The organism is Leuconostoc palmae, assembly GCF_019656075.1.
Taxonomy (GTDB): Bacteria; Bacillota; Bacilli; order Lactobacillales; family Lactobacillaceae; genus Leuconostoc; species Leuconostoc palmae.
Genome location: NZ_BPKZ01000004.1, coordinates 134,518 through 158,059, shown reverse-complemented (window position 1 = coordinate 158,059; position 23,542 = coordinate 134,518). Strand labels below are relative to the sequence as shown.

Sequence of the window (23,542 nt, the reverse complement as noted above, 5' to 3'; positions counted from 1 at the left end):
TATACCAATAATTACGACACAATAGCAAAACTATTCGCTTGAAAATGATCAATAGTTTTTTGTTCAATTCTATCAACATGCGCAAAAAATCCCGGACCTTTCGACAAATCATATAGAAAATGCTGCATAAGTATATCGTCTGACTGTGCATGAATTATTACAGATCCATTATCTTGATTCATAACCCAGCCGATAATACTGTACTGCTCAGCTAGTTGTTTTGTAAACCACCTAAATCCAACACCTTGAACTTTGCCAAACACAGTGATTTCTAAACTTTTAGTCATTAGCATTCTCACGATACAATGGCATTCTTACTGTAAAAACTGATCCTGATCCTAAAGCGCTTTCTAGAGTTATTTCACCACCATAGGCATTGACTAATCTTTGCGCAATACTTAATCCTAAACCGTTACCCCCTTTTGCGCGAGATCGAGCTTTATCAACACGATAAAAACGATCAAATACGCGTGAAGCATCTTCTCCTGATAGTCCTTCGCCAAAATCCTGTACACCAATTTCTACTCGATTTGCTGTTTGCGATAAAGCAAAATGTATTTCTTTACGCTCTAAGGAATATTTAACAGCATTATCAGCAAGTATGATCAATATTTGTTCCATGTGATCCTGGCGGACTTTAACATTTGCGATTTGGCTTAAATCGTCATCAAAAGTAAAAATAAATTCTGGATGTATTAACTTAAAATTATCAAAGACACGATGTACTAATCCGCCCATATCAGTTATTTCACTAACATTTTCAATCGGAATCTGTTCCGCACGCGTTAAATTAAGCATTTCATTAATCAATGTTTCCATTCTTTGCATTTCGGCAAGAGATGATTTAATTGAGTCTTCTAACACGTCTGGTTCATCTTTTCCCCATCTATTTAGCAAGTCCATATGTCCTTTAACAATAGTGACAGGTGTACGTAACTCATGTGAAACATCTGAAACAAACTGCTGTTGTGCACTAATTAAATTTTGCAAACGATCAATCATACGATTTAAAACGTTGACTAAATCAGAAAATTCATCATTAAGTCCCGATCGCTTTGCTCTAACATCTGTCATTGGATCATCTTCAAATGCTTCAATAGTGGCCTCAATAGATTTAACAGGACGCAAAATATACCTTAACAATAAAAACGCATACGCAAATACGCAGGCACCACCAATAATAATAGTAACGCCTAACCATTGATATAGTGCTTCAGGGATTTTGCCATAATATTGACGAATGATTTGGGACAAAATAAATGCAAACACTAAGAATATAATAAAAAAACCAGACGCCATTCCTAAAGAAAGTTGCCAACTTAATGAGAAACGACGCGCGGTTTTTTCGATTGTTTTTTTATTAACATTCATAGTCATTAGCTACGCATAACATATCCGGTACCGCGAACAGTTTGAATATACGATGCCTTACTTTCTGGATCATCAATTTTGTTACGAAGATATCTAATGTATACATCAACAACATTTGTCTCTACTTCAGAATCAAATCCCCAAACCTCTTTTAGTAACTGCTCTCTTGACTGCACCACATTGATATTTTCAACCAACGTCAGCAACAAATCATATTCACGTTTCGTTAAATTAATAATTTGATCGTCACGTCGGGCAATACGATTTTCTTTTTCAATACGCAAATCTTTAAAATTGATAATTGAACGGTGCTTATCACTTGATTCAGTTTCAATAGCAATTCGACGAAGCAATGAGCGGATACGTGCCAAAAGTTCTTCTATTGCAAAGGGTTTTACTAGATAATCATCAGCACCGTAATCCAAACCAGACACACGATCAATGACTGAGTCACGGGCTGTCATCATGATAATAGGTGTTTTTTTAGATTCACGTAAACGTCGAGCTACTTCCAAACCATTTAATTCAGGCAGCATTAAATCAAGCAAAATAACGTCGTAGTTATTCTCTAAGGCTGCATCTAGTCCTGATCTACCGTCCAAAACGGTTTCAACTTCGTAGCCTTCGTGCTTGAGTTCAAGACCAACAAACTTTGCCAAGTTTTCTTCATCTTCAATAACTAATACTTTACTCATTCTTTGTCCTCAACATTTAAATCGGCACTAGCCAAATTAATTTCTTTTACTTCTCCCTATTTTAGAGTAGTTTCTAAACTTTTGCAAGGTTTTTCTCATTCTTTGAAAAAATCATCTAATTTAGCAAGCCTAGGGTCAAGCTGTGCTTCATTCCTATCTTTTTTCTCATTTTCAAAATTTATCTGGCTCACAACATGCCAATCATTTCCAGAGGGCAATGTATCTGATTGCTCTTCTGTTGGTGTTAAAATTTGAAGTGGCAATTCAGCAATAATATTATCTAAAATTGCCTCATCGACATTCAATGTATCATTTTCTAATAGAAATACTGCTTCTGTTTCTTCAAAATCATCTAGTTTTTTTTCATCTTCTATATAGCGTTCATTAATTATTAAATCAACATCTCGGACAACGGGATCAAGCGAACGTGATGACGGTACTGTTATTTGCCCAGATACCGATGCATTTAACAACAAATCATCATTATCATACTGAATATTACCAATGACCTGCAATGGTGATAAGCGAATTACGGTCTGCGGAAAACGTTCTCTTGCATCATGTTCAAGTGATAATACTTCGTTAAATTCTAATGGTTTTTGGCGGAATTTTTGTAATTGGTTCTTGAGAAATTTCATAAAATAACTCCTTTTTTATTATCTTTTATAATATATTGGTTGACGTTTCACATCTTGCTCATTTCCAGATTGACTAGCCAACATTTGCCAGAGTTTTCCTGCTTTATAATCTAATCGTAAGTTTGCTTTAGCTAAACTCTGATCTACTTTGCTAATTAAAGGTAACGTCAACTGTTTTTTGACGTTATTTAAATAAGCTTGTCCTTGTTCTGTAAATCCTAAAATCCTTAAATAAGGATCCTGCATAGCTGCTTGCATTTGATCAACTTTAACGTTTAACAATGTGTAAAACAACGTTCTTTGTATTCTTGAAAAGGTATAGCGTTTTGACTTCACCGATTTTATGAAACTTTGATAACTTTGTGGTCCGTCATCGCTTAAAGTTGTCGCTGCTAAACGATGTTCTAAACCTTCTGCCATTTGATAAACTTGTCCTAATTGCCCAATTGTGTCAGTTGTTAAACGGTACTTTAGCAACTGCCAAAAATTTTTTTCAAAATCAATAGTATGATTAGCCGTATTAATATTTTTTAATGTCTCCAATGGTACAACATCTTGAACTTTTTCAAGTTTTGACTTATGTAAAGCTAAACGAATAGATGAGGCAGAAGCAATTATTTGATTATTAGAAAATGTTTGATCATGATAACCCGCTGCAATGCGTTGAATTGCATGTAAGTTAATCGGTGATTCAATATTTAGTGCTGCTTTTGCATATCCAAAAGCTAAAATATCATTTGGATCTTCTAATTTAAAACCTGTTTCGGCTTCTAACTGTGTTGCATATGCCTGTGCAAATGTTTGATTTTTTTCCTGAAAATGCTTACTATTTTCGATGCTTGGTGCTTGCTGAGCTAACAATTTAAAATCAACATCAGCATGTTCACTACCAAAAACCATATCGGTCACTCCTAATGCCGTTAACAATTTAACAGCACCTTCAGCAAAAATATGACTAGGTTGAACAGCATAAAATGTGGGTAACTCAATAACCAAATCAACGCCGTTAGCAAGGGCTGATTCAGTTCGTGTCCATTTATCAAAAATAGCCGGTTCTCCACGTTGCACAAAATTGCCAGACATAACAGCAACAACAACATCAGCATCTGTCACTTTTTTTGCTTGTTGAATATGATAAATATGTCCGTTATGGAATGGATTATACTCAGTTACCAGGCCAACTGCTTTCATGACTTCACCGCCTTAAAAAACCATCTTGTTGTCTTATCAGTAATCGAACCATTGCCAAAATCTGAGGATACTTCAATATTTTTAAATCCCGCATTGATTAATGATTGTTTGTATACAGATAATGCATAAGTTTGTTCATGGTGAATTTCGCGAATAATTTTAAATCCGTCAATAGTTGTGTCATATTCAAAAAACTTCAAATCATGATCAACGCTGTCAGGATTTTCACCGGGATAAGATGTCCACATAAAAATGTTATCTTCATCTTCATCATTATTATAATAATATTCCTGATACAAAACATTCACTTGGTACGGCGTAATAACATCAAACAAAAGTTGCCCACCACTATTTAGATGATTAGCGACTTGATCCAGAGTCTCCTGAAAGTCTTTCAAAGTAGATAGATAGTTAAACGAATCCGCAAAACTGATAATAACATCATACATTTTTTGCCAGTCAGACCAGTCCCGCATATCGGCCTGTAACAAATTAATATTTACATTATCATGATTCGCATGCTGTTGAGCTAAAGACAACATTTCTTGTGAAATATCCAAAACATCTAGCTGATACCCCGATTTAGCCAATAACACTGCTAATCTACCAGAACCACCACCTAAATCTAAAATGGTCTTTGTTTTTTTATCAACGTTTTGCTTCACAAAATCAGCCCAACTTTGATACATTTCACTATCAAAAAGTTGATCATACTTTGCTGCAAAAGTAGAATAATTGTTTTGTAAGTTTTCATTTTTCATATTATCATTTTAACAGAAAAAAACGAGCCGTTGCTCGTCTGTTAAGTATTTAATCAGCAACCAACAATGTTGTTAAATCAACATAAGGTGCATCATTCCATAAACGCTCTAAATTGTAAAAATTTCGTTGTTCAGTAGAAAAAACATGAACAATAACATCCCCTAAATCAATCAGTACCCAATCAGCTGACTGATAACCTTCAATTAACTTAATAGTACCTCCAGCTTCTTGGACCTTATCTTTAACTTCAGTCACGATGGCTTGTACCTGTCTATTTGAAGCAGCATCCGCAATGACAAAATAATCTGCCATTAAACTAACATTGCGCATATCTAGAGCAACTATATTGTTAGCCTTTTTATTATCAACTGCCTTTACTGCAGTTTCTAAAATTGTTTGTACATGTACTGTCGTTGTCAACTGTCTTTCCTTTACTTTCTATAAATAAATGATCTAATTACCATTGCCCTTATCCAGCCAGTAGTTATAAGTTTCAATACTTTTAGGATAAATTTTAGTTTCCTTTGATACTAATCTCGAAATTGTATGAACGATTTGAAACCTAACACCTGCTGCTAACGATTTTTCAGTAATGGCTCGAGCCTCTTCTACGCCTTTAAAATGTCGCCCTAATTCTAAATAATCCGCCATAAAAATGACCTGAGACAATTTTGACATAGTTTCTCCTGCTCCTGTTGTGTGTTCTCTAACCGCATTTAGAATTTCAGAATCATCAATATTCAATTCATCGCGAATTATTTCTGCACCAACTACACCATGCCAAATGTAATTACCCCAATTTTCCAAATCTTTATCTAATGACTTTAGCTCAATAATTGATAAAAACTCTCGATCTGATCTTTCTTTAGCATAATCATGCACTAATGCTGCGATTTCTGCTTTTTCAGGATCAACACCATTTTTTTTAGCCAATTTAACAGCATAGTCGCGCACTCTTAAAACATGTTGAAAGCGGTAATCAGATAATTTACTAGCAACTTTAGTTTCTAATTCTTGGATTGTCCCATTAAAGTATTTAGTCATATAGCCCTCTGTATAAATTATACTCCTCAATGAAGTAAGCTTCACGTTCAGGAACTAAATAATTAATGCTTTGGTTCATACGTCTTTTAGTTCTGATTTCAGAAGATGAAATATCGATATTTGGTACATCAAACCATAAAACAGGATAATCACATTGTTTTCGTTTACCACCACGTGCACCTGCTGCAAATGTAACAATTTTAGATAATTCATCAATATAATCCCACGTGGTAATCTTATCAACTTTATCACCACCCAAAATGAAAAAATAGTCGTTTTCTGGATGTCTTTCGATTAATTCTCGCATTGTTTGATACGTATATGACTTACCACCATTCTTGATTTCAATTAATTCAATATCAAAAAATGGGTTCCCCATAATCGCAGTTTTTACCAATTGTGCACGATATGAAGGCTCAATTGCACTTGAATGTGTCCCATCCACAGGCTGAGCATTGGGCATCCAAAAAACTTTTTCAAGTCCTAACTGTTTCCCAACACTTTCAGCTAGAATTAGTTGCCCAATGTGTGGCGGATTAAACGTGCCACCAAAAATACCAATACGCTTCTTTGATTTTAGTGTCATTGTTTCTGGACTAATTTTTGGATAAACTGTGTACGTATCATTCATGGTCATTACCCTTTACATTTTAGCAAGCAATAAGGATACTTTTTTATATTTGTCTTCTTGAGCGGGCAAATATAAAACTAAAGTACGTCCAATAGATTGGACAACCGTGATAGATGATGCTTTTTCAATAAATTCAGCAACCTCTTTAACCGTTTGTTCGGCCCCTTGTTGCAAACTAATTTTAATCAATTCTCTCTTAGCAATCGCCATAACAACTTCATCAACCCAGACCTGTGTTAAGCCGTTCTTTCCCACTGAAAAAATTGGAGTTAATGTATTTGCTTGAGCACGCAAGAAGCGTTTTTGTTTACCTGTAAGTTGTAGCATTAAATCATTGCCTTTCTAATAATAACTGAAACATTTTCTGGTGCCCAACCAGACACCTTGATACCTGCGGGAAGCGTTATCCACCCTAATCCAGAGAAAACAAGATCACTTTTCTCTGAAATATTAAAACTATGACGAATTAGTTTTGGTTGTCCATTTTGATTTGTAATCGGAGATAGTAGATGTCCAGCATGTTTGGTATAGAATTCATCGGCACCAGCTAGTTTTGTACGATGTAACATCAAATTGTTTTCAAAATAGGCTGTTACAGACGATCTGTTCCCCTTTTCAAAATCAAATCTTCCTAATCCACCTAAGAAAATAGTTTGCCCTTCATTAAGTTGGTAAGTTTTTGGCTTAATTTCATTTTTAGGTAATGCATACTTTAAATTCTTATCATCCAAAACATGTGCAAACTGTTCTCTCTTGATAATTCCTGGTGTATCAATAAGGTAATGTCCATCATCAAGCGGTATTTCAATACGATCTAGCGTTGTTCCCGGAAATCGAGATGTTGTTATCAGATCTGCAACACCTGTTCGTGATTTAATAATCTGATTAATTAATGTTGACTTTCCCACATTAGTTGCACCAACGACAAAAACATCTCTATTCTGTCGCAAAACATCTACTTTTTCCAGTAGATCGTCTAGATTTTGTGGTTTTGCAGCAGATGTTAACAAAATATCAACTGGATTTATACCCTGCACTTTTAATTCTGAGCGAATCCAATTTTTTAGATGATTTTTGTTTAATAACTTTGGTAATAAGTCTACTTTGTTACCAACTACTAAAATAGGATTGTCTTTACCCACAAATCTTGGTAAACCTGATATTTCTGAACCATTAATATCAAAAACATCGATTACATATAAAATGAGTGCATGACTATCTGAAATTTGATGTAGTAGCTTTGCAAAGTCATCATCTGTCAGCTCAACAGGCTGTATTTCATTATAATGTCGTAATCTAAAACAACGTTGGCAAAATAATTCATCGTCATTAATTGATTTTTTTAGTGCACTTAAGGGTAAATAACCTGAAGTTTTTGGACTACTGATTTGCATGTTTGCTCCACAGCCAACACAACGTAGACCCTCTGCTAATTGTTCTTGAATATATTCATCTGTTATTTCAGTTGTCACGAAGTGATTTCTCCCATTTTAATTGTGGATGTGCTTTAAAAACAATTTTCTTAACTAATTTTTCAATATTACGATTTAACCATGTCTGCCACATATCAGATTCTATTAGTCGTTTAACTAAAACACTACGTACGCCAGCTCCATGTGCAGCCCAAATATCAGTTAACATCTGATCTCCAACCATAATGACTGATTCTCGCTTTAAATGATGGGTCCGGATAACATGTAAGATACCTCTTGGCAGTGGTTTGAGAGACCAAGACACAAACTTAACACCTAATGGTTCCACTGCTTTAGCAACTCGCGAGGTCGTATTATTTGAAACTACAATAAGTTCAATACCACCTTCTCGTAAATCATCCAGCCATTGCCTTAATTCAGGAGTTCCTTCAGGATTATTCCATGCCAACAGCGTATTATCTAAATCAGCCAGTACAGTCTTGACACCGTGCTGTTTTAAATCATCAACTGTTAAATCATATATTCTTTCTACCATATAAGTAGGCGTAAAATGTTCTAAGCGCATTAAAAAACCATCATCCAATTTATTTATTCTTTACTATTATACACTAGAATATCATTATTTTATAAACTAAAAAAGTAGTCTCAATGGCTACTTTTTAAACTGCTACCAATTATTTGATTGTCAGTGATAAATTACGTTGTCAACAGTATCATTTTGATTCTATTATTATCCTTAAGTAATTGAATTAAGTTTATAGTGATATTTTATTTTGTTGTTATCGTACTGACTAGATTAAATGTCAAACCACCCAATCGATTATGACAAGTAATAAATTTTTGAATGGCATGCCAACTATTTTCACTCTGATTTCTTACGTTATTATGACGTCATGTAGCAATTTAGTATACAATCAATTGATAATCGATACTATCTATAATTAATTAGTGTTAAAAAAAGCATGCTTAGCATGCTTTTTTTTAAAGATCTTGTTGAAAATCAAGAGGCTTGTATAGTTTTAACACATTACTAAAAATTAATTGTGAAATTAATCCAGCAATAATAGGTACAACGACCCAAGCAATTAGTGCCACTACTGGATTGATAAAATGATTCATCACCGTTGTAGGAACTGTGGGATCTTTTACCATTGATTGTATTGGAGAAACTAATCCAATATAACCAAATCCAGCTGTCGTTGGTGTTCCTTGTATATTAAACAATGCTACCGGAATACCAGAAATAGCAGCAGTTAGCAAGAATGGTAACATCGTTACTGGTTTAGCAAAAATTGATGGCATCATGCCTTTCATAGCTCCTAAAGCAATAGCAATAGTTACACCTGGTTTATTAACACGCCAAGAATTAATTAACAGTACAATTGTTGTAGCAACAACTCCCATGGCAGCTGCACCAGAGCCAATTCCAGATAATGAAATCGCCAAAGCAATCCCAACTGTTGATATTGGCGTAATAATGATAATTGAAAATGCCATAGCGATTAAAATTGCCATAGGAATCGGTGCAAATTTCGTAAATGTTTCAACAATTTGTCCAATCCATGTCGTCAAAGCACCAACATATGGTGCAATTGATTTACCAAGTAAGCCAACACCACCACCTACTAAAATAGGACTCAAAATAATAGCAATTGATCCAAAACCTTTAAGATAACGTGCTACCAACCAGGTAACCAGTACAGCAATAGCTGCAACTATCATCGCATTGATAACATCCCCAGCACCATTAGCAATAAAAATATTTGCAGGTGCCGTCGCTTTAACATGAGTAACTGGGTTAACAAATCCCGGTGACACTTTTGTCCATTTGATAGACCCAGACGCGACTGCTGTAGCAATTGCAACGACACCAACATCTAAGCTTTTCATCTTAAATTGCAAGGCTACTGCCATACCAATAAGAAATGGAATCAGCGACGTGAACAATGTCAATATGGCACTAAGATTAGCACCAAAAGCTGTTGTTCCTAATCCAGAATACTGGATAATGTATTTCATGACAGCTGAAGGCAAAACACCAATCAAAATACCTTGAGCTGATCCAGATAATACTTTAAAGAAAAAATCTTTTAATTTTAGTTCGGTTGATCCATTAAAAACTTCTGTCACGTTTTCAGATGCTTTTCGTGCGTACTCTTTGTTGCGCACAAGTTGTGATTCTTTTGTGGCCCATTTTTGACCATCTGCTTTAATTGTCATATCATTTTCCCACTAATTTAGTAGCTGTTTAATAAATACTTTTTCAGTAGCATGAATAGCCAGTTAACTTTGCAACAATTTAAATATAGATTAATTACTCAGCTTTTCACAACTCTGAACAGAGAATTAATATTTCACAGCAATTGATGGTGTATCCCCTTTTGCAAACGACACAGCTGCATCAAATGATTGATGTACCATTTCTTGAACAGCATGAGTCGTATAGAATGCTGTATGCGGTGTCACATAAACATTCTCACGAGAAATCAAATCATCCAAGCGGTGGTCATCAAGTCCATTAGTGGACCAATCTTTGTTAAACACACCTACTTCTCCCTCATATGTATCCATTACAAAGCCAAATAATTTTTTTGTATCTAATGCTGATACAACTGCATCAGTATCAACAAGTAGTCCACGAGAAACATTGACCAACACAGCATTATCTTTCATTTTAGCAATTGTGTCAGCATTAATCATCTGATCATTACTACCTGGGATGTGTGGTACGTGCAAAGAAACAATGTCTGATTGAGCTAATAATTCATCAAGCGAGTCAACATAAACACCTGTTTTTTCAAGTTCGGCATTACGGTAAAGATCGTAAGCAATGACTTTAGCACCAAATCCTTGCATAATTTGCATAAAGACACGTCCAATATGTCCAGTCCCAACCACGCCAACTACTTGGTCTCTAACCTCACGACGAATAGTTGGTTCCCAACGCAAATCACGCTTTTGAACTTTATTTTCCATGACTTTTGATTGTGACAACAAGGCGGCAACTTGAATAGCAGCATGTTCTGCAATAGCATTTGGTGAATAAACTGGCACATTTGATACATTAAAGTTAAATTCTTTAGCTGCTTCAAAATCAATGTTATCTGTTCCCACATTACGCAACGATAAGTTTGTTACACCGTTTTCTGATAATGCTTCCAAAGTCTCGCGTGTGTAGTCTAATTGCTGATAAACAACAGCTGAATCTGATCCTTTAGCTAATTTCGCTGTTTCAGGTGTCAATAACTGTTGTGTGAAATCAACTTCAACTTCAGGATGTGCAGCTTTCCAATCTTCAAGTGATGGTTTCTCATCATCTCTAATTCCATATGCAAAAATTTTCATAAGATCCTCCAAGTTTTTTATTACAAGACCATTTTACCTTATTTTGTGCATTTTTGCACGTGTAATATCACAGTGAAAACAAATGGTATAAATAAAAAAGCAGGACCTTTTAAGGGTCTGCTTTTCTACTTATTTGATTGCGGTTTTTCACCTGATTTAGTTAAAATACCATCAATGAATCCATATTCAAGCGTTTCTTTAGCACTCATCCAATGATCTCTCTCAGTGTCGCGAGCAATTTCTTCTAAATCTCGTCCTGACGCATCAGCTAAAATTTTGTTTAATTTGTTGCGTGTTTTTGTCAGCTGATCTGCGATAATTGCCATATCAGTTTGTTGCGTACCACCAACTGCTCCACCCATTGGTTGGTGAATTAGGTACTCAGCATTAGGAAGCATGAAACGATGTCCTTTTTCTCCTGAACTTGCAATGATGGTTCCCATGGACGCAGCTAACCCCATAACAATTGTTGTAACAGGAGCTTTAATAAAGTTCATAGTATCAGTTATGGAAAGTCCTGCCGTAACAGATCCCCCGGGAGAGTTGATATACATTGAAATTTCTTTATTTGGATCTTGGGCTTCTAAGAAAAGTAATTGGGCAACAATTGAAGTTGCCATGCTATCTTCTACTTCACCTTGAACCAAAATAATACGATCTTTTAATAAACGTGAAGGTAAATCATAACTTTCTCGTCCATTGGCTGTTTGTTCAATAACTCCTGGCCACATAATTGTTCAACTCCTTGTTTTTAAATGCGCAAAAATTAACTTTTGCATACGTACAAATATCCCATTGATAAAAGGATTAATTACATTTTAGCACAAACATAATTAGAGTGCTAACTTTAAAATTCAAAGTTTCTCAAAGTCATAGTCAATGCCATCAATAATCAACTGTTCCAATTTTTTCAATTTACGCATACGATGATTAGCACCTGACTTACTAATATTCAAATGTTCCCCTAACTCTGCCAGGGAATCATCTGGATATTCAAGTCGCGTCTTGGCAATATCTCTCAATTTTTTTGGCAACAAATCTAAGTCTCCTATCTCATTAGCGATAAATAGAATCTGTTGCACTTGTTTGTTAGCCGCATTAGCTGTTTTTTGTATATTAGCCATTTCTGCATTAGTCATGCGATTAACCGAATTACGCATATCACGCATCATACGAATATCTTCAAATTTAAGCATTGTTTGCGTGGCTCCAATTGTCGATAGAAAATCGACAATTTTTTCTGCACGTTTGATATAAACGATATAACCCCCCGTCTTATCAGTAATTTTTGCCGGCAAACCAAATTCACTCATTAAACGTCTCAATTCTTCAGCTAGTTCTTCATGAGAAGTAAAAATTTCAAGGTGATAGTTTGCTTTTTCTGGCGAATTAACAGATCCTGCAGCAAGAAAGGCTCCTCTTAAAAACGAACGTCGCTTATCAACTTGATTTAAAATCCGAGACGGTATTTCAGGATGCAATCCAAAAGCATCCACACCCAAATCTACCATAACATCATGAGATTGATTTTTTACCAAAACACCATATGCCTTATGATGAGACATATGATTATTCTCACTAACTTGAACTTCAACATCAATCTCAGAATAATTTTCTTTAAGTAATGTGTATATTCTTCTGGCAATAGCCGCGTTTTCAGTTTTAACAGTAACTGTTTGATCAAAGCCAAGTGTGCTAACACCATTCATTCTCATAAGAGCAGATAACTCAGCCTTAGCATTACCATCGTGTACTCTGAGACTAGTTAGTTCTTTTTTTACATCAGATGCATAAGACATTATTTTTTCTCCAAAATATCTAACAACTCTACCATGATTTTGTTGCCATCATGAAATGCGCCAGCGTCACGCAATTGTAAAAAGTCTCCTGGAATTTGAATTGCTCCTTGTACTTCAACAGCTGCTTGATCTACTTTGACTTGATGAGAGATTTCATGCCATTTTTGATAATCAACGAAATCTTCAGGAACTTTAGCATTGTTTGAAATCACGTAATTAATTACTTGTTTACCAACATGCGAGTTTAAAGCGAGCAAGTGTTGTGCATCTGTGTAAGCATCGGTTTCACCTTTTTGTGTCATAATGTTAGAAATATATACTTGCTTAGCAAGTGTTTTTTTTAATGCTTCTTGGACTTCTGGCACCACGACGTTCGGCAAAATAGATGTAAACAAACTACCTGGACCATAAACAATCATATCCGCTTCAATAATTGCTTTCACTACCTCAGGAGCAGCTTTAGGTTCTTCACCAGGTTCATCCCCGGTAACCCACACATGATCAATTACTTTGTGTGCCTTTGTGATTTCAGATTCACCTGCAACAATATCCCCATTTTTAAACTCAGCATGTAAGATTAATGGCTCATTTGATACGGGATATATTTTGCCATCAACTCTCATAAATTTTGCTAAGTGTTGTACTGCATCAAAAATATTCCCATACATTTCAGTCATAGCGGCAATAACCAAATTTCCAACAGCATGTTTAGCAAAAAAATCATCTTTTGCATCAAAACGATATTGCATAACTTCAGTTACTTCAGGATTCACGCGTGACATTGCTACTAGAATGTTCCGAATATCACCTGGTGGCACAATGTTAATATAATTACGTAATAAGCCACTTGATCCACCATCATCGGCGACTGTCACAATTGCTGTTAAATCAATTTTTTCTTTTACCAATGGTTTGATAATAACAGGCAGCCCTGAACCACCACCAATAATTACAATTTTAGGTTTTTTTAACATATAATATTTTTAATGTTTCTTTTTACTAATTAAGCAAAAATAACCGTTACCACCTTTCTTTGTCTAGTGATAGTTATCTACATTATTCTATCACGTATAACATTTTTTAAAAATATCATACACCTAAACTCTGGCAATATCGCGTTCGATAACTGCTTTTAAATATTTTCCTGTGTAGGATTGGCTACTAACCATAATTTTTTCAGGTGTTCCTGCAGCTATAATTTGTCCTCCACCTTCTCCACCTTCAGGCCCCATATCAATGACCCAATCAGCAGATTTTATAACATCTAAATTATGTTCAATGACAACAATTGTATTGCCCGCATCAACTAATCTCTGCAATACCTGTAGTAGCCTAGAGATATCATCAACATGTAATCCCGTCGTTGGTTCATCTAGTATGTACATTGTTTTACCATTTGAACGCCGATGTAGTTCAGAAGCTAATTTCATACGCTGCGCTTCACCACCAGATAATGTTGTCGCTGATTGTCCCAATTTAATATACCCTAAACCAACATCACTAATGGTTTGCAATTTACGGGCAATTTTAGGAATCGGTGCAAAAAAAGCCAATGCTTCGGTAACAGACATATTCAAAACATCCGAAATAGTCATATTTTTGTATGTAACCTCAAGCGTCTCGGAGTTATATCGTGTGCCATGACAAACCTCACAGACAACATAGACATCCGGCAAAAAATTCATTTCAATTTTAATAACACCATCACCACGACAATTTTCGCAACGTCCGCCTTTAGTATTGAATGAAAAACGTCCTTTATTATAACCACGCATTTTAGCTTCATTAGTCTGTGAAAAAAGTTCTCTAATATCATCAAACACACCTGTATAGGTCGCCGGATTAGATCGCGGCGTTCGCCCAATCGGAGTTTGATCAATATCTACGACTTGATCAATATAATTCACACCTTCAATACTTCTGTACTTTCCTGGTTTTTCAGAGTTGTTATTTAATTTTTGTTTTAATGCACGTTTTAGAATTTGATTAACTAAAGTTGACTTGCCTGATCCTGATACCCCAGTCACTGACACAAATTTACCTAACGGAATCTCAACAGTGATATTCTTCAAATTGTTTTCCTGTGCACCTTTTATCGTGACAAACTCACCATTACCCGCCCGCCTTTTAGTGGGTACTTGAATAAATTTTTTACCAGATAAGTACTGGCCTGTAAGTGATTTTTTGCTTTTTGCGACTGACTTTGGCGTTCCCGTTGCAACAATTTCTCCACCTAAAATACCAGCACCTGGTCCAACATCTATTAGATAATCAGCAGCCAACATCGTATCTTCATCATGCTCAACAACGACTAAGGTGTTTCCTAAATCACGCATATTTTTCATCGAAGCAAGTAACATATCATTATCTCGTTGATGCAATCCAATGGATGGCTCATCTAAAACATAGAGTACCCCTGATAAGTTAGAACCAATTTGGGTTGCTAAACGTATCCTTTGGGATTCTCCACCCGAAAGTGTTCTAGCCGATCGAGAAAGAGTTAAATAATTCAGTCCAACGCTGGCTAAAAATCCTAGACGATCTTTTATTTCTTTAATAATAGGTGCTGCAATTTCGGAATCTTGTTGCCCTAATGTTAATGTTTCAAAAAATAATATTTCTTGATTAACTGGTAACTCAGATACCTCACCAATATGTTTCCCATTAATTTTTACAGATAATGCAGCCTTATTTAAGCGATAGCCGTGACATGCTTGACATGTCAATTCAGTCATATAATTAGACATCTGATCTCTGGTGAAATCAGAATTTGTTTCATTAAAACGTCGTGAAATGTTTGTCATAACGCCTTCGAATGGTATATCTACATCTCGCACACCACCAAAATCATTTTGATAATGGAAATGAAAATTTTTAAGGCCAGAGCCAGTGAGAATCAACTTTTGGTCTTTTTTACTTAATTTTTCAAATGGTGTATCCATATCAACATTAAATTGCTCGGCAAATTGTTTTAACATTTCAGGATAATAATTCGATGATATTGGATTCCACGGTGCTATCGCACCCTCACGTAATGTTTTTTTACTGTCAGGTACAACTAAATCTAAATCTACTTCACGTGTCACACCCAGTCCTTGACAAAATTCACAAGCACCTAAAGGGGCATTAAAACTAAATAATCTAGGTTCTAATCGTCCAACACGAAAATCTTGTAATTCTCCAATATAATGGTCAGAATACTTTATTGATGGGATTTTTTCCGACTCACCTCTAGTCAAAGCATCTAGTTCGACTGACCCATTGGTTAATTTAACTGAAGCTTCAATCGAATCAAATAAACGTGATCGCGAGTCATCACGCAAAACGATGCGGTCTACCATTACATCAATTGTATGCTGTTTATCTTTATCTAGAGTAGGGGGAACCATATCTAATTCAAAGATTTCCCCATCAACTCTAGCCCTTATATAACCTTGCTTCCGCATGTTTTCAAAAGCTGTTTCGTGAGAACCTTTTTTTTGTGAAATAATTGGTGCAAATATTTGTAAGCGAGAACCTGAAGGAAAACTTTTATAGGCATCTTCCACCATCTGATCAACAGTGGTCATTATTCTAGTACCATCATCAGGGTTATCAGGTCTTCCTACACGTGCATACAATAATCGAAAATAATCGTTAATTTCAGTTACCGTTCCTACTGTTGATCTCGGATTATTCGAAGTTGTTTTTTGATCAATTGATATTGCTGGTGATAATCCATCAATTGAATCAACATCTGGCTTATCCATTTGTCCTAAAAATTGACGTGCATAAGATGATAAGCTTTCTACATATCTTCGTTGTCCTTCGGCATAAAGTGTATCAAAAGCTAAAGAAGATTTTCCTGATCCTGATAACCCCGTAATAACTGTCAATTTATCTTTTGGAATGTCCACATCGACATTTTTTAAATTTTGAGTACGCGCACCACGTATTTCAATGTTCTTTTTTGCCATATTATTTCACTTTCAACCTTTGATTATTATTTTTAATACAAACCAAAATGAACTCATTTAATTATTCGAAATAAAAATTATTTGGAAATTGTCGCTTTTAGAGCCATAACATTATCTCTTAACTGTGCTGCTTCTTCAAAATCTAATGCTTTAGCTGCTGCTTTCATTTGACTCTCAAGATTTTTGAGAATTGCGCCTTGCTCATCCTTTGGTAAATCTCTAAATGCAATTTCAGTTAAATCTATTGGCTTAGATTCATCACCACTCTTTGTTCTGACAGATATTAGATTTCTAATATCTTTCTTAATTGTCGTTGGGGTAATGCTATGATCAACGTTATATTTTATTTGTATCTCTCGGCGCCGTGCAGTTTCATCAATTGCTATCTGCATTGAACGAGTTATGTTATCAGCGTACATGATAACATGCCCATTAGAATTACGAGCAGCACGTCCGACAGTTTGAATCAATGAACGCGGATTACGTAGGAACCCTTCCTTATCTGCATCTAAAATGGCTACTAAGGACACCTCTGGCACATCAATACCTTCTCGTAGCAAATTAATCCCAATTAGAACATCATATTTTCCCAAACGCAAATCTCGAATAATTTCTGTTCGCTCTAACGTTTTAATATCAGCATGCAGATAGGCTACTTTAATACCGATATTTTTTAAATAATCAGTCAGATCTTCGGCCATACGTTTCGTTAACGTAGTAATGAAAACACGTTCATCCTGACTGGCTCGTTTATTAATTTCACCAACTAAATCATCAATCTGCCCCATGACTGGTCTAACCTCAACTTCAGGATCTAATAATCCAGTCGGTCTGATTATTTGTTGAGCAACATGTTCCTCAGAAACACGTTCAGTTTCATAATCACCTGGTGTTGCTGACATATAAATAATTTGATTGACATGCTTTTCAAATTCTGGTAATTTAAGTGGTCGGTTATCTAACGCAGAGGGCAGCCGAAATCCATAATTTACTAACGTTTCTTTCCTTGCTTTGTCGCCATTAAACATACCTCTAACTTGAGGCATAGTAACGTGACTTTCATCTACAATAATCATATAGTCTTTTGGAAAAAAATCGAGCAAAGTAAACGGTGCTTCACCAGGTTGGCGACCATCCATCCATCGTGAATAGTTTTCAATTCCTCCAACGAATCCCATTTCTTCAAGCATTGCTAAATCATATTCGGTACGTTGTTTAATTCTCTGTGCTTCAATTAGTTTACCTTCAGATTCAAATTTAGCCACCTGATCAGACATTTCTTGCCTAATACCAGACAACGCATATGTCATTTGATCATCATCCGTCATAAAATGCTTAGCAGGATATATGGAAACGAACTCACGCTCAGATATTGTTTCCCCGGTTAACGAATTAATTTCTCGAATCCGATCAATTTCGTCACCAAAAAACTCAACCCGTAACGCCAACTCATCTTCTGATGCTGGAAAAATCTCTACAACATCACCACGAACACGAAAACTACCACGATGGAAATCAATGTCGTTTCTTATAAATTGGACATTAATCAGATCTTTCATTAGCTGATCTCGCCCATATTCGTTTCCTATACGTAAATTAATGACGTGTTCTTGGTATTGATGCGGATCTCCCAACCCAAAAATTGAGCTGACTGATGCAACAACGATAACATCACGCCTAGATAACAAAGAACTAGTTGCTGAATTACGTAGTTGATCTATCTCATCATTAACAGCAGAATCTTTTTCAATAAAAGTGTCAGAGCTTGGAACATAGGCTTCTGGTTGATAATAATCATAATAAGAAACAAAATACTCAACAGCATTATTTGGAAAAAATTCTTTCAGCTCACTGTATAATTGACCAGCCAGTGTTTTATTATGACTCAACACTAATGTTGGCTTTTTCACGTTCTTAATCACATTTGAAATTGTGAAAGTTTTGCCCGTTCCAGTTGCACCTAACAGTATTTGTTCTTTTACGCCTGCATTAATCCCTCTGACTAACTGATTAATAGCTTGCGGTTGATCACCAGTTGGCTGATATTTTGAAACAAGATCAAATTCTTGAGTTGCAACTTTTTCACGCATTGGATTCTTCCTTTTCACTTTTTTCCATTATACAATAAAACGAACAAACGTTCTAATGTTTGTTCGTTTTATTTACTAGTGTTATTGTTGTGATTGTTAGACAATTCCGGTGCATCAGTTTTATACATTCCTAATGTAGACTGTCCTTTATTTTGGGCCAAGATACTTGATGGATTACTTTCTTGAGCTGCTTTTAATTGTGCTAACCCTGAAGTTTTCTTATAATCAAAACTCTTTTTATTAACCGCATTAAAATCTGAACGATTTTTATCGAAACGTAATAAGTCACCAGTAATGACGGCATCAGAATAACTTAACACTTTATCGACATAAGATTGTGTTTTAGTGGCTACTTGTTTCAAGTCACTATTATCATTTAATATTTCTTGCTCTCCACTTTGCGTATTAAAATACTGATTGTTAAATTTCATATACTGTGGCGTTATCCAATCACCATCACGCATGGCAACTACGCCTTGATATTTTGGTGATAATAAATCTTGTCCAAACATCGTCATGTTATCATCTGGTACACCCAACAAATCCAATAATGTTGGTAACATATCAATTTCACCACCATAAGTATGATTAATGCCACCTTTTAAATTGTTAGCATGAATCATAAATGGTACTTTTTGAAACTGTGCCAAATCATAATTAGTAACTTTATCTTTACCTAGTAGTTGCGCAATCGCTGGTTGATGATTTTCAGAAATACCATAATGATCCCCGTATAATACAAAGACAGAGTTATCATAAAGTCCTGCTTTTTTAAGATAATCCATTAGCTCAGCAAATGCCGAATCTAAATAATGCGCAGTTTGCACATACCCATCAACAGTGTTATCTCCTGTTTTAGTCGCAGGAAAATCAATATTTTCTTTATCTAAATCATAGGGATAATGATTAGTGACAGTAATTAATTTTGCATAAAATGGCTGCGGTAGTTGTTCAATATATTTTGCACTATCTTGTAGGAAAATTTTATCTTTCAACCCATACCCAACATTAAAATTGGGTTTATTGGCATTAGGATAATATGCTTTAGAAAAGAAATAATTGTACCCAAAAGATTTATAAGTATTGTCTCTATTCCAAAAACTGGCTACATCCCCATGAAAAGCAGCACTAGTATAGCCACGTTGATTCAAAATGGCTGGTAAAGATTCAAAAGTATTGTTTGTCCCATATTTAACCATGGCTGAACCAGTTGCTAATCCAAAAAGGGAATTTTCTTGCATCATTTCAGCATCTGATGTTTTACCTTGGCCAACTTGATTATAAAAGTTGTCAAAACTAAGCGTACTTTGATCATGATAGAACTTATTTAAGTTAGGCGTTACTTCTTGACCATCTACTTTGTAATCAATTAAAAATTGTTGGAATGATTCTAAATGAATCATAAAAACATTTTTACCTTTTTGTGTGCCATAATACTGAATGTTGTCAGGTAATTTTTGTGTTGACACAAACTGCTTAATTTTATCTAAATCAGCTGGTTTAGCCCTTTTTCGACTTTCTGTTTGATTATATGTTTGAACAGCGTTAAACGCAGCATATTCATTCAAGCCAAGATATTTAACAATATAATTATTATCAAAGGAACGTGTCAACAAACCTGAACGATCTGAGGAAGCTATGCCGTAATCTACCAGCATCAAAACAACTCCTAAAACTGTTGTTAACACCGCAAACTTTTTTTGTACTCCTTTACGATCAATTGTTAGTTGTTTAAAAATAACTAACCCAATCAAAATAATGATATCCAAAAAAATTAAGTAATCAGACCAATGGATGATAGCAGCTATAGATTTTCCTAAATTATTGCCAGTTGAGCTACCAGAACTCAAAATACCCATCGATAAAAAGTCCGAAAACTCCCGATAATATAACATATTTGAAAACAACCACAAGGATTGAATTGCATTAAATAATATAGCAATCCAATAGCTCAAGGCGCCCCTAAAATAAAGTGCAATACTCAAAAATATAATCGCAGTTGGAATTGGATTTAAAAATAGTAAAAATTGTTGAATCGCACCCTCAGCACCCAAGTTAAAATTCATATGATAATTGACAAATGTCTTAAACCAAACCAAAATAACGTTAAGTACAAAAAACCAAACTAACGGTGCTGAAGTATCCATTGTTTGTTTTATTTTTTGCCAAATTAATTTAGGGCTAGGTATTTTTTTTAAGAAGTTTAGCATAATCTTTTCTTTCAAACATATTTAACTAGTTATACAAAGATACTCTTAGAAAATCAAATTAAAATCATGTAAGATATCATATATTTCAATTGCTACTAAGTCGACATTATCAAATTGGAAATTTTTGGACTGTCGATGTTCATGTATCGTCCATATTTTAGTTAACTGATCATAATCAACACTTAGAGCTTCAATACCAAACGCATCAAAACTTCTTGTTTGAAATTGACTATCTGTTGAATCAACCATAGCTCGTAAGCGATTTAATATTTTGTTAAGATCTGTTAATTGCTGTGTTTCTGATATTTTCATACGTCACCTCTTTACTCGTCTTGCAGGTATAATATAAGCGATAATTCCGGCAAACAAACCAAAGTAATAGGTAATCAAACGCCAAATAAGAATGACTAAAATTAATGTCGCGGGATTTTTAACAAACGGTGAAAATAGTAACTGAAAACTTAATTCTGCACCACCCACGCCTCCTGGAATCGGAAATAATGAAATGACCATTACAATCATAATGTTCATTGTTACAATTAGCCACGGATTAACGCTTTCATAACCAAAAGCTCTAATTACAAAATAAGGAATCATATAAAAAACAAGTAGTTGTAAAATAGTAAAAAAAGTTGCACCTACTAATGCTTCCCAACTACTAATCACACGTCGCGATTCTTCATGAAAATTAGCAATTTTTTGTTTAATTGTTGTTATTATTTTATCAAAGCGATGCTTAGATAATATTTTACCAAATAATGGTGCAATAACATCGACTAATTTCACCGTAAGGGCTGGCCAAAACATTACGAGCGCAATACCAACAATCACAATAGCATGAATTGTAATTGCAAATGGAATAAATGTTGCAAAGGTTGGGTCAACCTGCGCATAAATAAATTGATCGGCTGCAAAGTATGCAATAATGAAAAAAATAACCACAACCACTTGGTAAACCAAAAATTTCATTAGTATAACTGAGAGTGCACGTCCAGACTCAACTCCTGATCTAGCTAAACCAAACAGTTGAGCTGGTTGCCCACCAGTAGCAAACGGTGTAAGTCCTGTTCCTAATTGATTTAGTAAAGGAACACGTAGAAGCGAAACAATAGATGTTTCGTGTCTATCTTTTTTATTAAGCATAGTATAAGTTGCTGCTGACTCTAAAAACAAAGACATAATCATCATGATTAACCCTAAAATTAACCATCGCCAATCAAGATGTTCTAATGCTATTTTAAGTTCATGACCTTTTCCGTACAATTCAGTTGTTAAAAAATAGACAACTGCTGCAGTAAGAACAATCACTACAATGGCAGAAATCTTATCAGTTTTTGACATATTTCTGACTCCTTAATAAAATCATGCCTTAACTTTCTAGAACTGAGCGATATACTGTTGACAGTTGCTGTCCTATTGCTGGCAAATTACGTTCAACTGCAAGTTGATATCCTGATTCATTAACTTTAGGCAATTGATTATTTAATAGGCTAACCATTTTTTCTTCAAATGTCTCAAAACTTGAAGCCTTGTAACAGTTCACACCATCAATAAGCCAATTACTGTACACTGGAATATCTCTAAGCAAAACATTTTGTTTAGAAGCCAATGCTTCTAATACAACAATGCCTTCTGTTTCTTCAAAGGATGGATACAAGAAAAGATCAGCGCCTTGATAAGCACCCTGAATAACATCCCCTGTAATATATCCCGGAAAAATTAAATTACGTGGATGATTGCCTTTAATTAACCGACTAATTTTTTTTGGTACCAAACGCAAATCGGTATAACCAAACCAAATAAACACGTATTCTGGATGTTTTTCAGCTAATGCTACAAAATCTAATATTCCTTTTCTTTCAAAAAAAAGTCCTACACTCATAACAACTTTTTGATCTTTTGATAAATCAAAGTATTCTCGGAATTTAGCTACCTTATCATTATTAGACTGGTACTTTTCAAGTAAGATACCATTCGAAATTGGAAAAATAGGTTGTGTTAAACGGTACCCTCTTAACAACTGTTTAGAATATGGTGTTGGTGTAATAATAGCATCAGCTTTTCTATAAAGTGAGACGAGATATTTTTTAAATAATGGTGCTATTGTATTAGATCCAGTAAACGAATTACGGAAATCTTCATAAGTTGAGTGCCCATGATAAATAACTTTTTTATTCATTTTATGTGCCTTATCAACCATATGGTGACTATTAATACCATAGGTGTTAATATGCAAAATGTCATAATCTGTTGACTTTGGATCAGTTGTAACTTCTACATCTGTATATGCTAAAGCAGCTTTTTGTAACTTCAATGCTCTACCAATACCCGACTTAGCAATCCATTTTTGATTTTCAAAATAAAGCAATACTTTCAA

General features: G+C 34.9%; 23 protein-coding genes. All 23 read right to left on the bottom strand.

What is annotated here, in order from left to right; translation table 11 throughout:
* Positions 1 to 11: 11 nt before the first annotated feature.
* Positions 12 to 287 carry an acylphosphatase gene (locus tag K5Q12_RS03490; RefSeq protein WP_220742333.1) on the bottom strand — a complete coding sequence of 92 codons (276 nt, stop codon included), beginning with the start codon at positions 285 to 287 and terminating at the stop codon, positions 12 to 14.
* On the bottom strand, positions 280 to 1,371 hold the full coding sequence (locus K5Q12_RS03485; protein ID WP_220742332.1) for a sensor histidine kinase: 1,092 nt from the start codon (positions 1,369 to 1,371) through the stop codon (positions 280 to 282). The genes K5Q12_RS03490 and K5Q12_RS03485 overlap by 8 nt, the downstream gene beginning before the upstream one ends.
* 5 nt (positions 1,372 to 1,376) lie before the next feature.
* The gene (locus K5Q12_RS03480; protein WP_220742331.1) at positions 1,377 to 2,066 is read right to left on the bottom strand and encodes a response regulator transcription factor; all 690 of its coding nucleotides are present in this window, start codon (positions 2,064 to 2,066) and stop codon (positions 1,377 to 1,379) included.
* A gap of 95 nt (positions 2,067 to 2,161) precedes the next feature.
* Positions 2,162 to 2,704: a YceD family protein gene (locus K5Q12_RS03475; RefSeq protein WP_220742330.1), complete on the bottom strand. Its 543-nt coding sequence runs from the start codon at positions 2,702 to 2,704 to the stop codon at positions 2,162 to 2,164.
* A gap of 18 nt (positions 2,705 to 2,722) precedes the next feature.
* Entirely contained in the window at positions 2,723 to 3,895 is a 1,173-nt protein-coding gene (locus K5Q12_RS03470) for a nucleotidyltransferase (protein ID WP_220742329.1), read from the bottom strand.
* Complete coding sequence (locus K5Q12_RS03465; RefSeq protein ID WP_220742328.1) at positions 3,892 to 4,656, bottom strand: class I SAM-dependent DNA methyltransferase; 765 nt, start codon at positions 4,654 to 4,656, stop codon at positions 3,892 to 3,894. The genes K5Q12_RS03470 and K5Q12_RS03465 overlap by 4 nt, the downstream gene beginning before the upstream one ends.
* A 49-nt stretch (positions 4,657 to 4,705) precedes the next feature.
* The gene (rsfS, locus tag K5Q12_RS03460; protein ID WP_220742327.1) at positions 4,706 to 5,077 is read right to left on the bottom strand and encodes a ribosome silencing factor; all 372 of its coding nucleotides are present in this window, start codon (positions 5,075 to 5,077) and stop codon (positions 4,706 to 4,708) included.
* 33 nt (positions 5,078 to 5,110) lie between these two features.
* Complete coding sequence (gene yqeK, locus K5Q12_RS03455; RefSeq protein ID WP_220742326.1) at positions 5,111 to 5,701, bottom strand: bis(5'-nucleosyl)-tetraphosphatase (symmetrical) YqeK; 591 nt, start codon at positions 5,699 to 5,701, stop codon at positions 5,111 to 5,113.
* Positions 5,694 to 6,332 carry a nicotinate-nucleotide adenylyltransferase gene (locus K5Q12_RS03450; protein WP_220742325.1) on the bottom strand — a complete coding sequence of 213 codons (639 nt, stop codon included), beginning with the start codon at positions 6,330 to 6,332 and terminating at the stop codon, positions 5,694 to 5,696. Before K5Q12_RS03450 ends, yqeK begins: the two co-directional genes overlap by 8 nt.
* A gap of 12 nt (positions 6,333 to 6,344) precedes the next feature.
* A complete protein-coding gene (gene yhbY / locus K5Q12_RS03445) occupies positions 6,345 to 6,659 on the bottom strand; it encodes a ribosome assembly RNA-binding protein YhbY (protein WP_220742324.1) in 315 nt (104 codons plus the stop codon).
* Positions 6,659 to 7,804 carry a ribosome biogenesis GTPase YqeH gene (gene yqeH / locus K5Q12_RS03440; protein WP_220742323.1) on the bottom strand — a complete coding sequence of 382 codons (1,146 nt, stop codon included), beginning with the start codon at positions 7,802 to 7,804 and terminating at the stop codon, positions 6,659 to 6,661. Before yqeH ends, yhbY begins: the two co-directional genes overlap by 1 nt.
* A complete protein-coding gene (locus K5Q12_RS03435; protein ID WP_220742322.1) occupies positions 7,794 to 8,330 on the bottom strand; it encodes a YqeG family HAD IIIA-type phosphatase in 537 nt (178 codons plus the stop codon). Before K5Q12_RS03435 ends, yqeH begins: the two co-directional genes overlap by 11 nt.
* A gap of 416 nt (positions 8,331 to 8,746) precedes the next feature.
* The gene (locus tag K5Q12_RS03430) at positions 8,747 to 9,985 is read right to left on the bottom strand and encodes a PTS sugar transporter subunit IIC (RefSeq protein WP_220742321.1); all 1,239 of its coding nucleotides are present in this window, start codon (positions 9,983 to 9,985) and stop codon (positions 8,747 to 8,749) included.
* A 126-nt stretch (positions 9,986 to 10,111) separates the two neighbouring features.
* Positions 10,112 to 11,110, bottom strand: coding sequence for a D-2-hydroxyacid dehydrogenase (locus K5Q12_RS03425; RefSeq protein ID WP_220742320.1), 999 nt, complete (start codon positions 11,108 to 11,110; stop codon positions 10,112 to 10,114).
* Between the two features lie 125 nt (positions 11,111 to 11,235).
* On the bottom strand, positions 11,236 to 11,841 hold the full coding sequence (locus tag K5Q12_RS03420) for an ATP-dependent Clp protease proteolytic subunit (protein WP_220742319.1): 606 nt from the start codon (positions 11,839 to 11,841) through the stop codon (positions 11,236 to 11,238).
* 123 nt (positions 11,842 to 11,964) lie between these two features.
* A complete protein-coding gene (gene whiA, locus K5Q12_RS03415; protein WP_220742318.1) occupies positions 11,965 to 12,909 on the bottom strand; it encodes a DNA-binding protein WhiA in 945 nt (314 codons plus the stop codon).
* Positions 12,909 to 13,883, bottom strand: a complete 975-nt coding sequence (locus tag K5Q12_RS03410) for a gluconeogenesis factor YvcK family protein (RefSeq protein ID WP_220742317.1) — start codon at positions 13,881 to 13,883, stop codon at positions 12,909 to 12,911. Before K5Q12_RS03410 ends, whiA begins: the two co-directional genes overlap by 1 nt.
* Before the next feature lie 123 nt (positions 13,884 to 14,006).
* Entirely contained in the window at positions 14,007 to 16,865 is a 2,859-nt protein-coding gene (gene uvrA / locus K5Q12_RS03405; protein WP_220742316.1) for an excinuclease ABC subunit UvrA, read from the bottom strand.
* A gap of 77 nt (positions 16,866 to 16,942) precedes the next feature.
* A complete protein-coding gene (gene uvrB / locus K5Q12_RS03400; protein WP_220742315.1) occupies positions 16,943 to 18,955 on the bottom strand; it encodes an excinuclease ABC subunit UvrB in 2,013 nt (670 codons plus the stop codon).
* A gap of 68 nt (positions 18,956 to 19,023) precedes the next feature.
* Positions 19,024 to 21,165 (bottom strand): LTA synthase family protein, encoded by a 2,142-nt coding sequence (locus tag K5Q12_RS03395; protein WP_220742314.1) that lies wholly within the window; start codon positions 21,163 to 21,165, stop codon positions 19,024 to 19,026.
* A gap of 45 nt (positions 21,166 to 21,210) precedes the next feature.
* On the bottom strand, positions 21,211 to 21,477 hold the full coding sequence (locus tag K5Q12_RS03390; RefSeq protein WP_220742313.1) for a DUF1797 family protein: 267 nt from the start codon (positions 21,475 to 21,477) through the stop codon (positions 21,211 to 21,213).
* A gap of 3 nt (positions 21,478 to 21,480) precedes the next feature.
* Positions 21,481 to 22,506 (bottom strand): lysylphosphatidylglycerol synthase transmembrane domain-containing protein, encoded by a 1,026-nt coding sequence (locus K5Q12_RS03385; RefSeq protein WP_220742312.1) that lies wholly within the window; start codon positions 22,504 to 22,506, stop codon positions 21,481 to 21,483.
* Positions 22,507 to 22,534: 28 nt separating this feature from the next.
* On the bottom strand, positions 22,535 to 23,542 hold the full coding sequence (locus K5Q12_RS03380; protein WP_220742311.1) for an LTA glycolipid anchor biosynthesis glycosyltransferase, IagA/BgsA family: 1,008 nt from the start codon (positions 23,540 to 23,542) through the stop codon (positions 22,535 to 22,537).

Excerpts from the sequence above, each read along its gene's own strand:
- K5Q12_RS03490 (WP_220742333.1), bottom strand. The coding sequence starts at position 287 with ATGACTAAAAGTTTAGAAATCACTGTGTTTGGCAAAGTTCAAGGTGTT.
- K5Q12_RS03485 (WP_220742332.1), bottom strand. The coding sequence starts at position 1,371 with ATGAATGTTAATAAAAAAACAATCGAAAAAACCGCGCGTCGTTTCTCA.
- K5Q12_RS03480 (WP_220742331.1), bottom strand. The coding sequence starts at position 2,066 with ATGAGTAAAGTATTAGTTATTGAAGATGAAGAAAACTTGGCAAAGTTT.
- K5Q12_RS03475 (WP_220742330.1), bottom strand. The coding sequence starts at position 2,704 with ATGAAATTTCTCAAGAACCAATTACAAAAATTCCGCCAAAAACCATTA.
- K5Q12_RS03470 (WP_220742329.1), bottom strand. The coding sequence starts at position 3,895 with ATGAAAGCAGTTGGCCTGGTAACTGAGTATAATCCATTCCATAACGGA.
- K5Q12_RS03465 (WP_220742328.1), bottom strand. The coding sequence starts at position 4,656 with ATGAAAAATGAAAACTTACAAAACAATTATTCTACTTTTGCAGCAAAG.
- yqeK (WP_220742326.1), bottom strand. The coding sequence starts at position 5,701 with ATGACTAAATACTTTAATGGGACAATCCAAGAATTAGAAACTAAAGTT.
- K5Q12_RS03450 (WP_220742325.1), bottom strand. The coding sequence starts at position 6,332 with ATGAATGATACGTACACAGTTTATCCAAAAATTAGTCCAGAAACAATG.
- yhbY (WP_220742324.1), bottom strand. The coding sequence starts at position 6,659 with ATGCTACAACTTACAGGTAAACAAAAACGCTTCTTGCGTGCTCAAGCA.
- K5Q12_RS03435 (WP_220742322.1), bottom strand. The coding sequence starts at position 8,330 with ATGCGCTTAGAACATTTTACGCCTACTTATATGGTAGAAAGAATATAT.
- K5Q12_RS03430 (WP_220742321.1), bottom strand. The coding sequence starts at position 9,985 with ATGACAATTAAAGCAGATGGTCAAAAATGGGCCACAAAAGAATCACAA.
- K5Q12_RS03425 (WP_220742320.1), bottom strand. The coding sequence starts at position 11,110 with ATGAAAATTTTTGCATATGGAATTAGAGATGATGAGAAACCATCACTT.
- K5Q12_RS03420 (WP_220742319.1), bottom strand. The coding sequence starts at position 11,841 with ATGTGGCCAGGAGTTATTGAACAAACAGCCAATGGACGAGAAAGTTAT.
- whiA (WP_220742318.1), bottom strand. The coding sequence starts at position 12,909 with ATGTCTTATGCATCTGATGTAAAAAAAGAACTAACTAGTCTCAGAGTA.
- K5Q12_RS03410 (WP_220742317.1), bottom strand. The coding sequence starts at position 13,883 with ATGTTAAAAAAACCTAAAATTGTAATTATTGGTGGTGGTTCAGGGCTG.
- uvrA (WP_220742316.1), bottom strand. The coding sequence starts at position 16,865 with ATGGCAAAAAAGAACATTGAAATACGTGGTGCGCGTACTCAAAATTTA.
- uvrB (WP_220742315.1), bottom strand. The coding sequence starts at position 18,955 with ATGCGTGAAAAAGTTGCAACTCAAGAATTTGATCTTGTTTCAAAATAT.
- K5Q12_RS03395 (WP_220742314.1), bottom strand. The coding sequence starts at position 21,165 with ATGCTAAACTTCTTAAAAAAAATACCTAGCCCTAAATTAATTTGGCAA.
- K5Q12_RS03390 (WP_220742313.1), bottom strand. The coding sequence starts at position 21,477 with ATGAAAATATCAGAAACACAGCAATTAACAGATCTTAACAAAATATTA.
- K5Q12_RS03385 (WP_220742312.1), bottom strand. The coding sequence starts at position 22,506 with ATGTCAAAAACTGATAAGATTTCTGCCATTGTAGTGATTGTTCTTACT.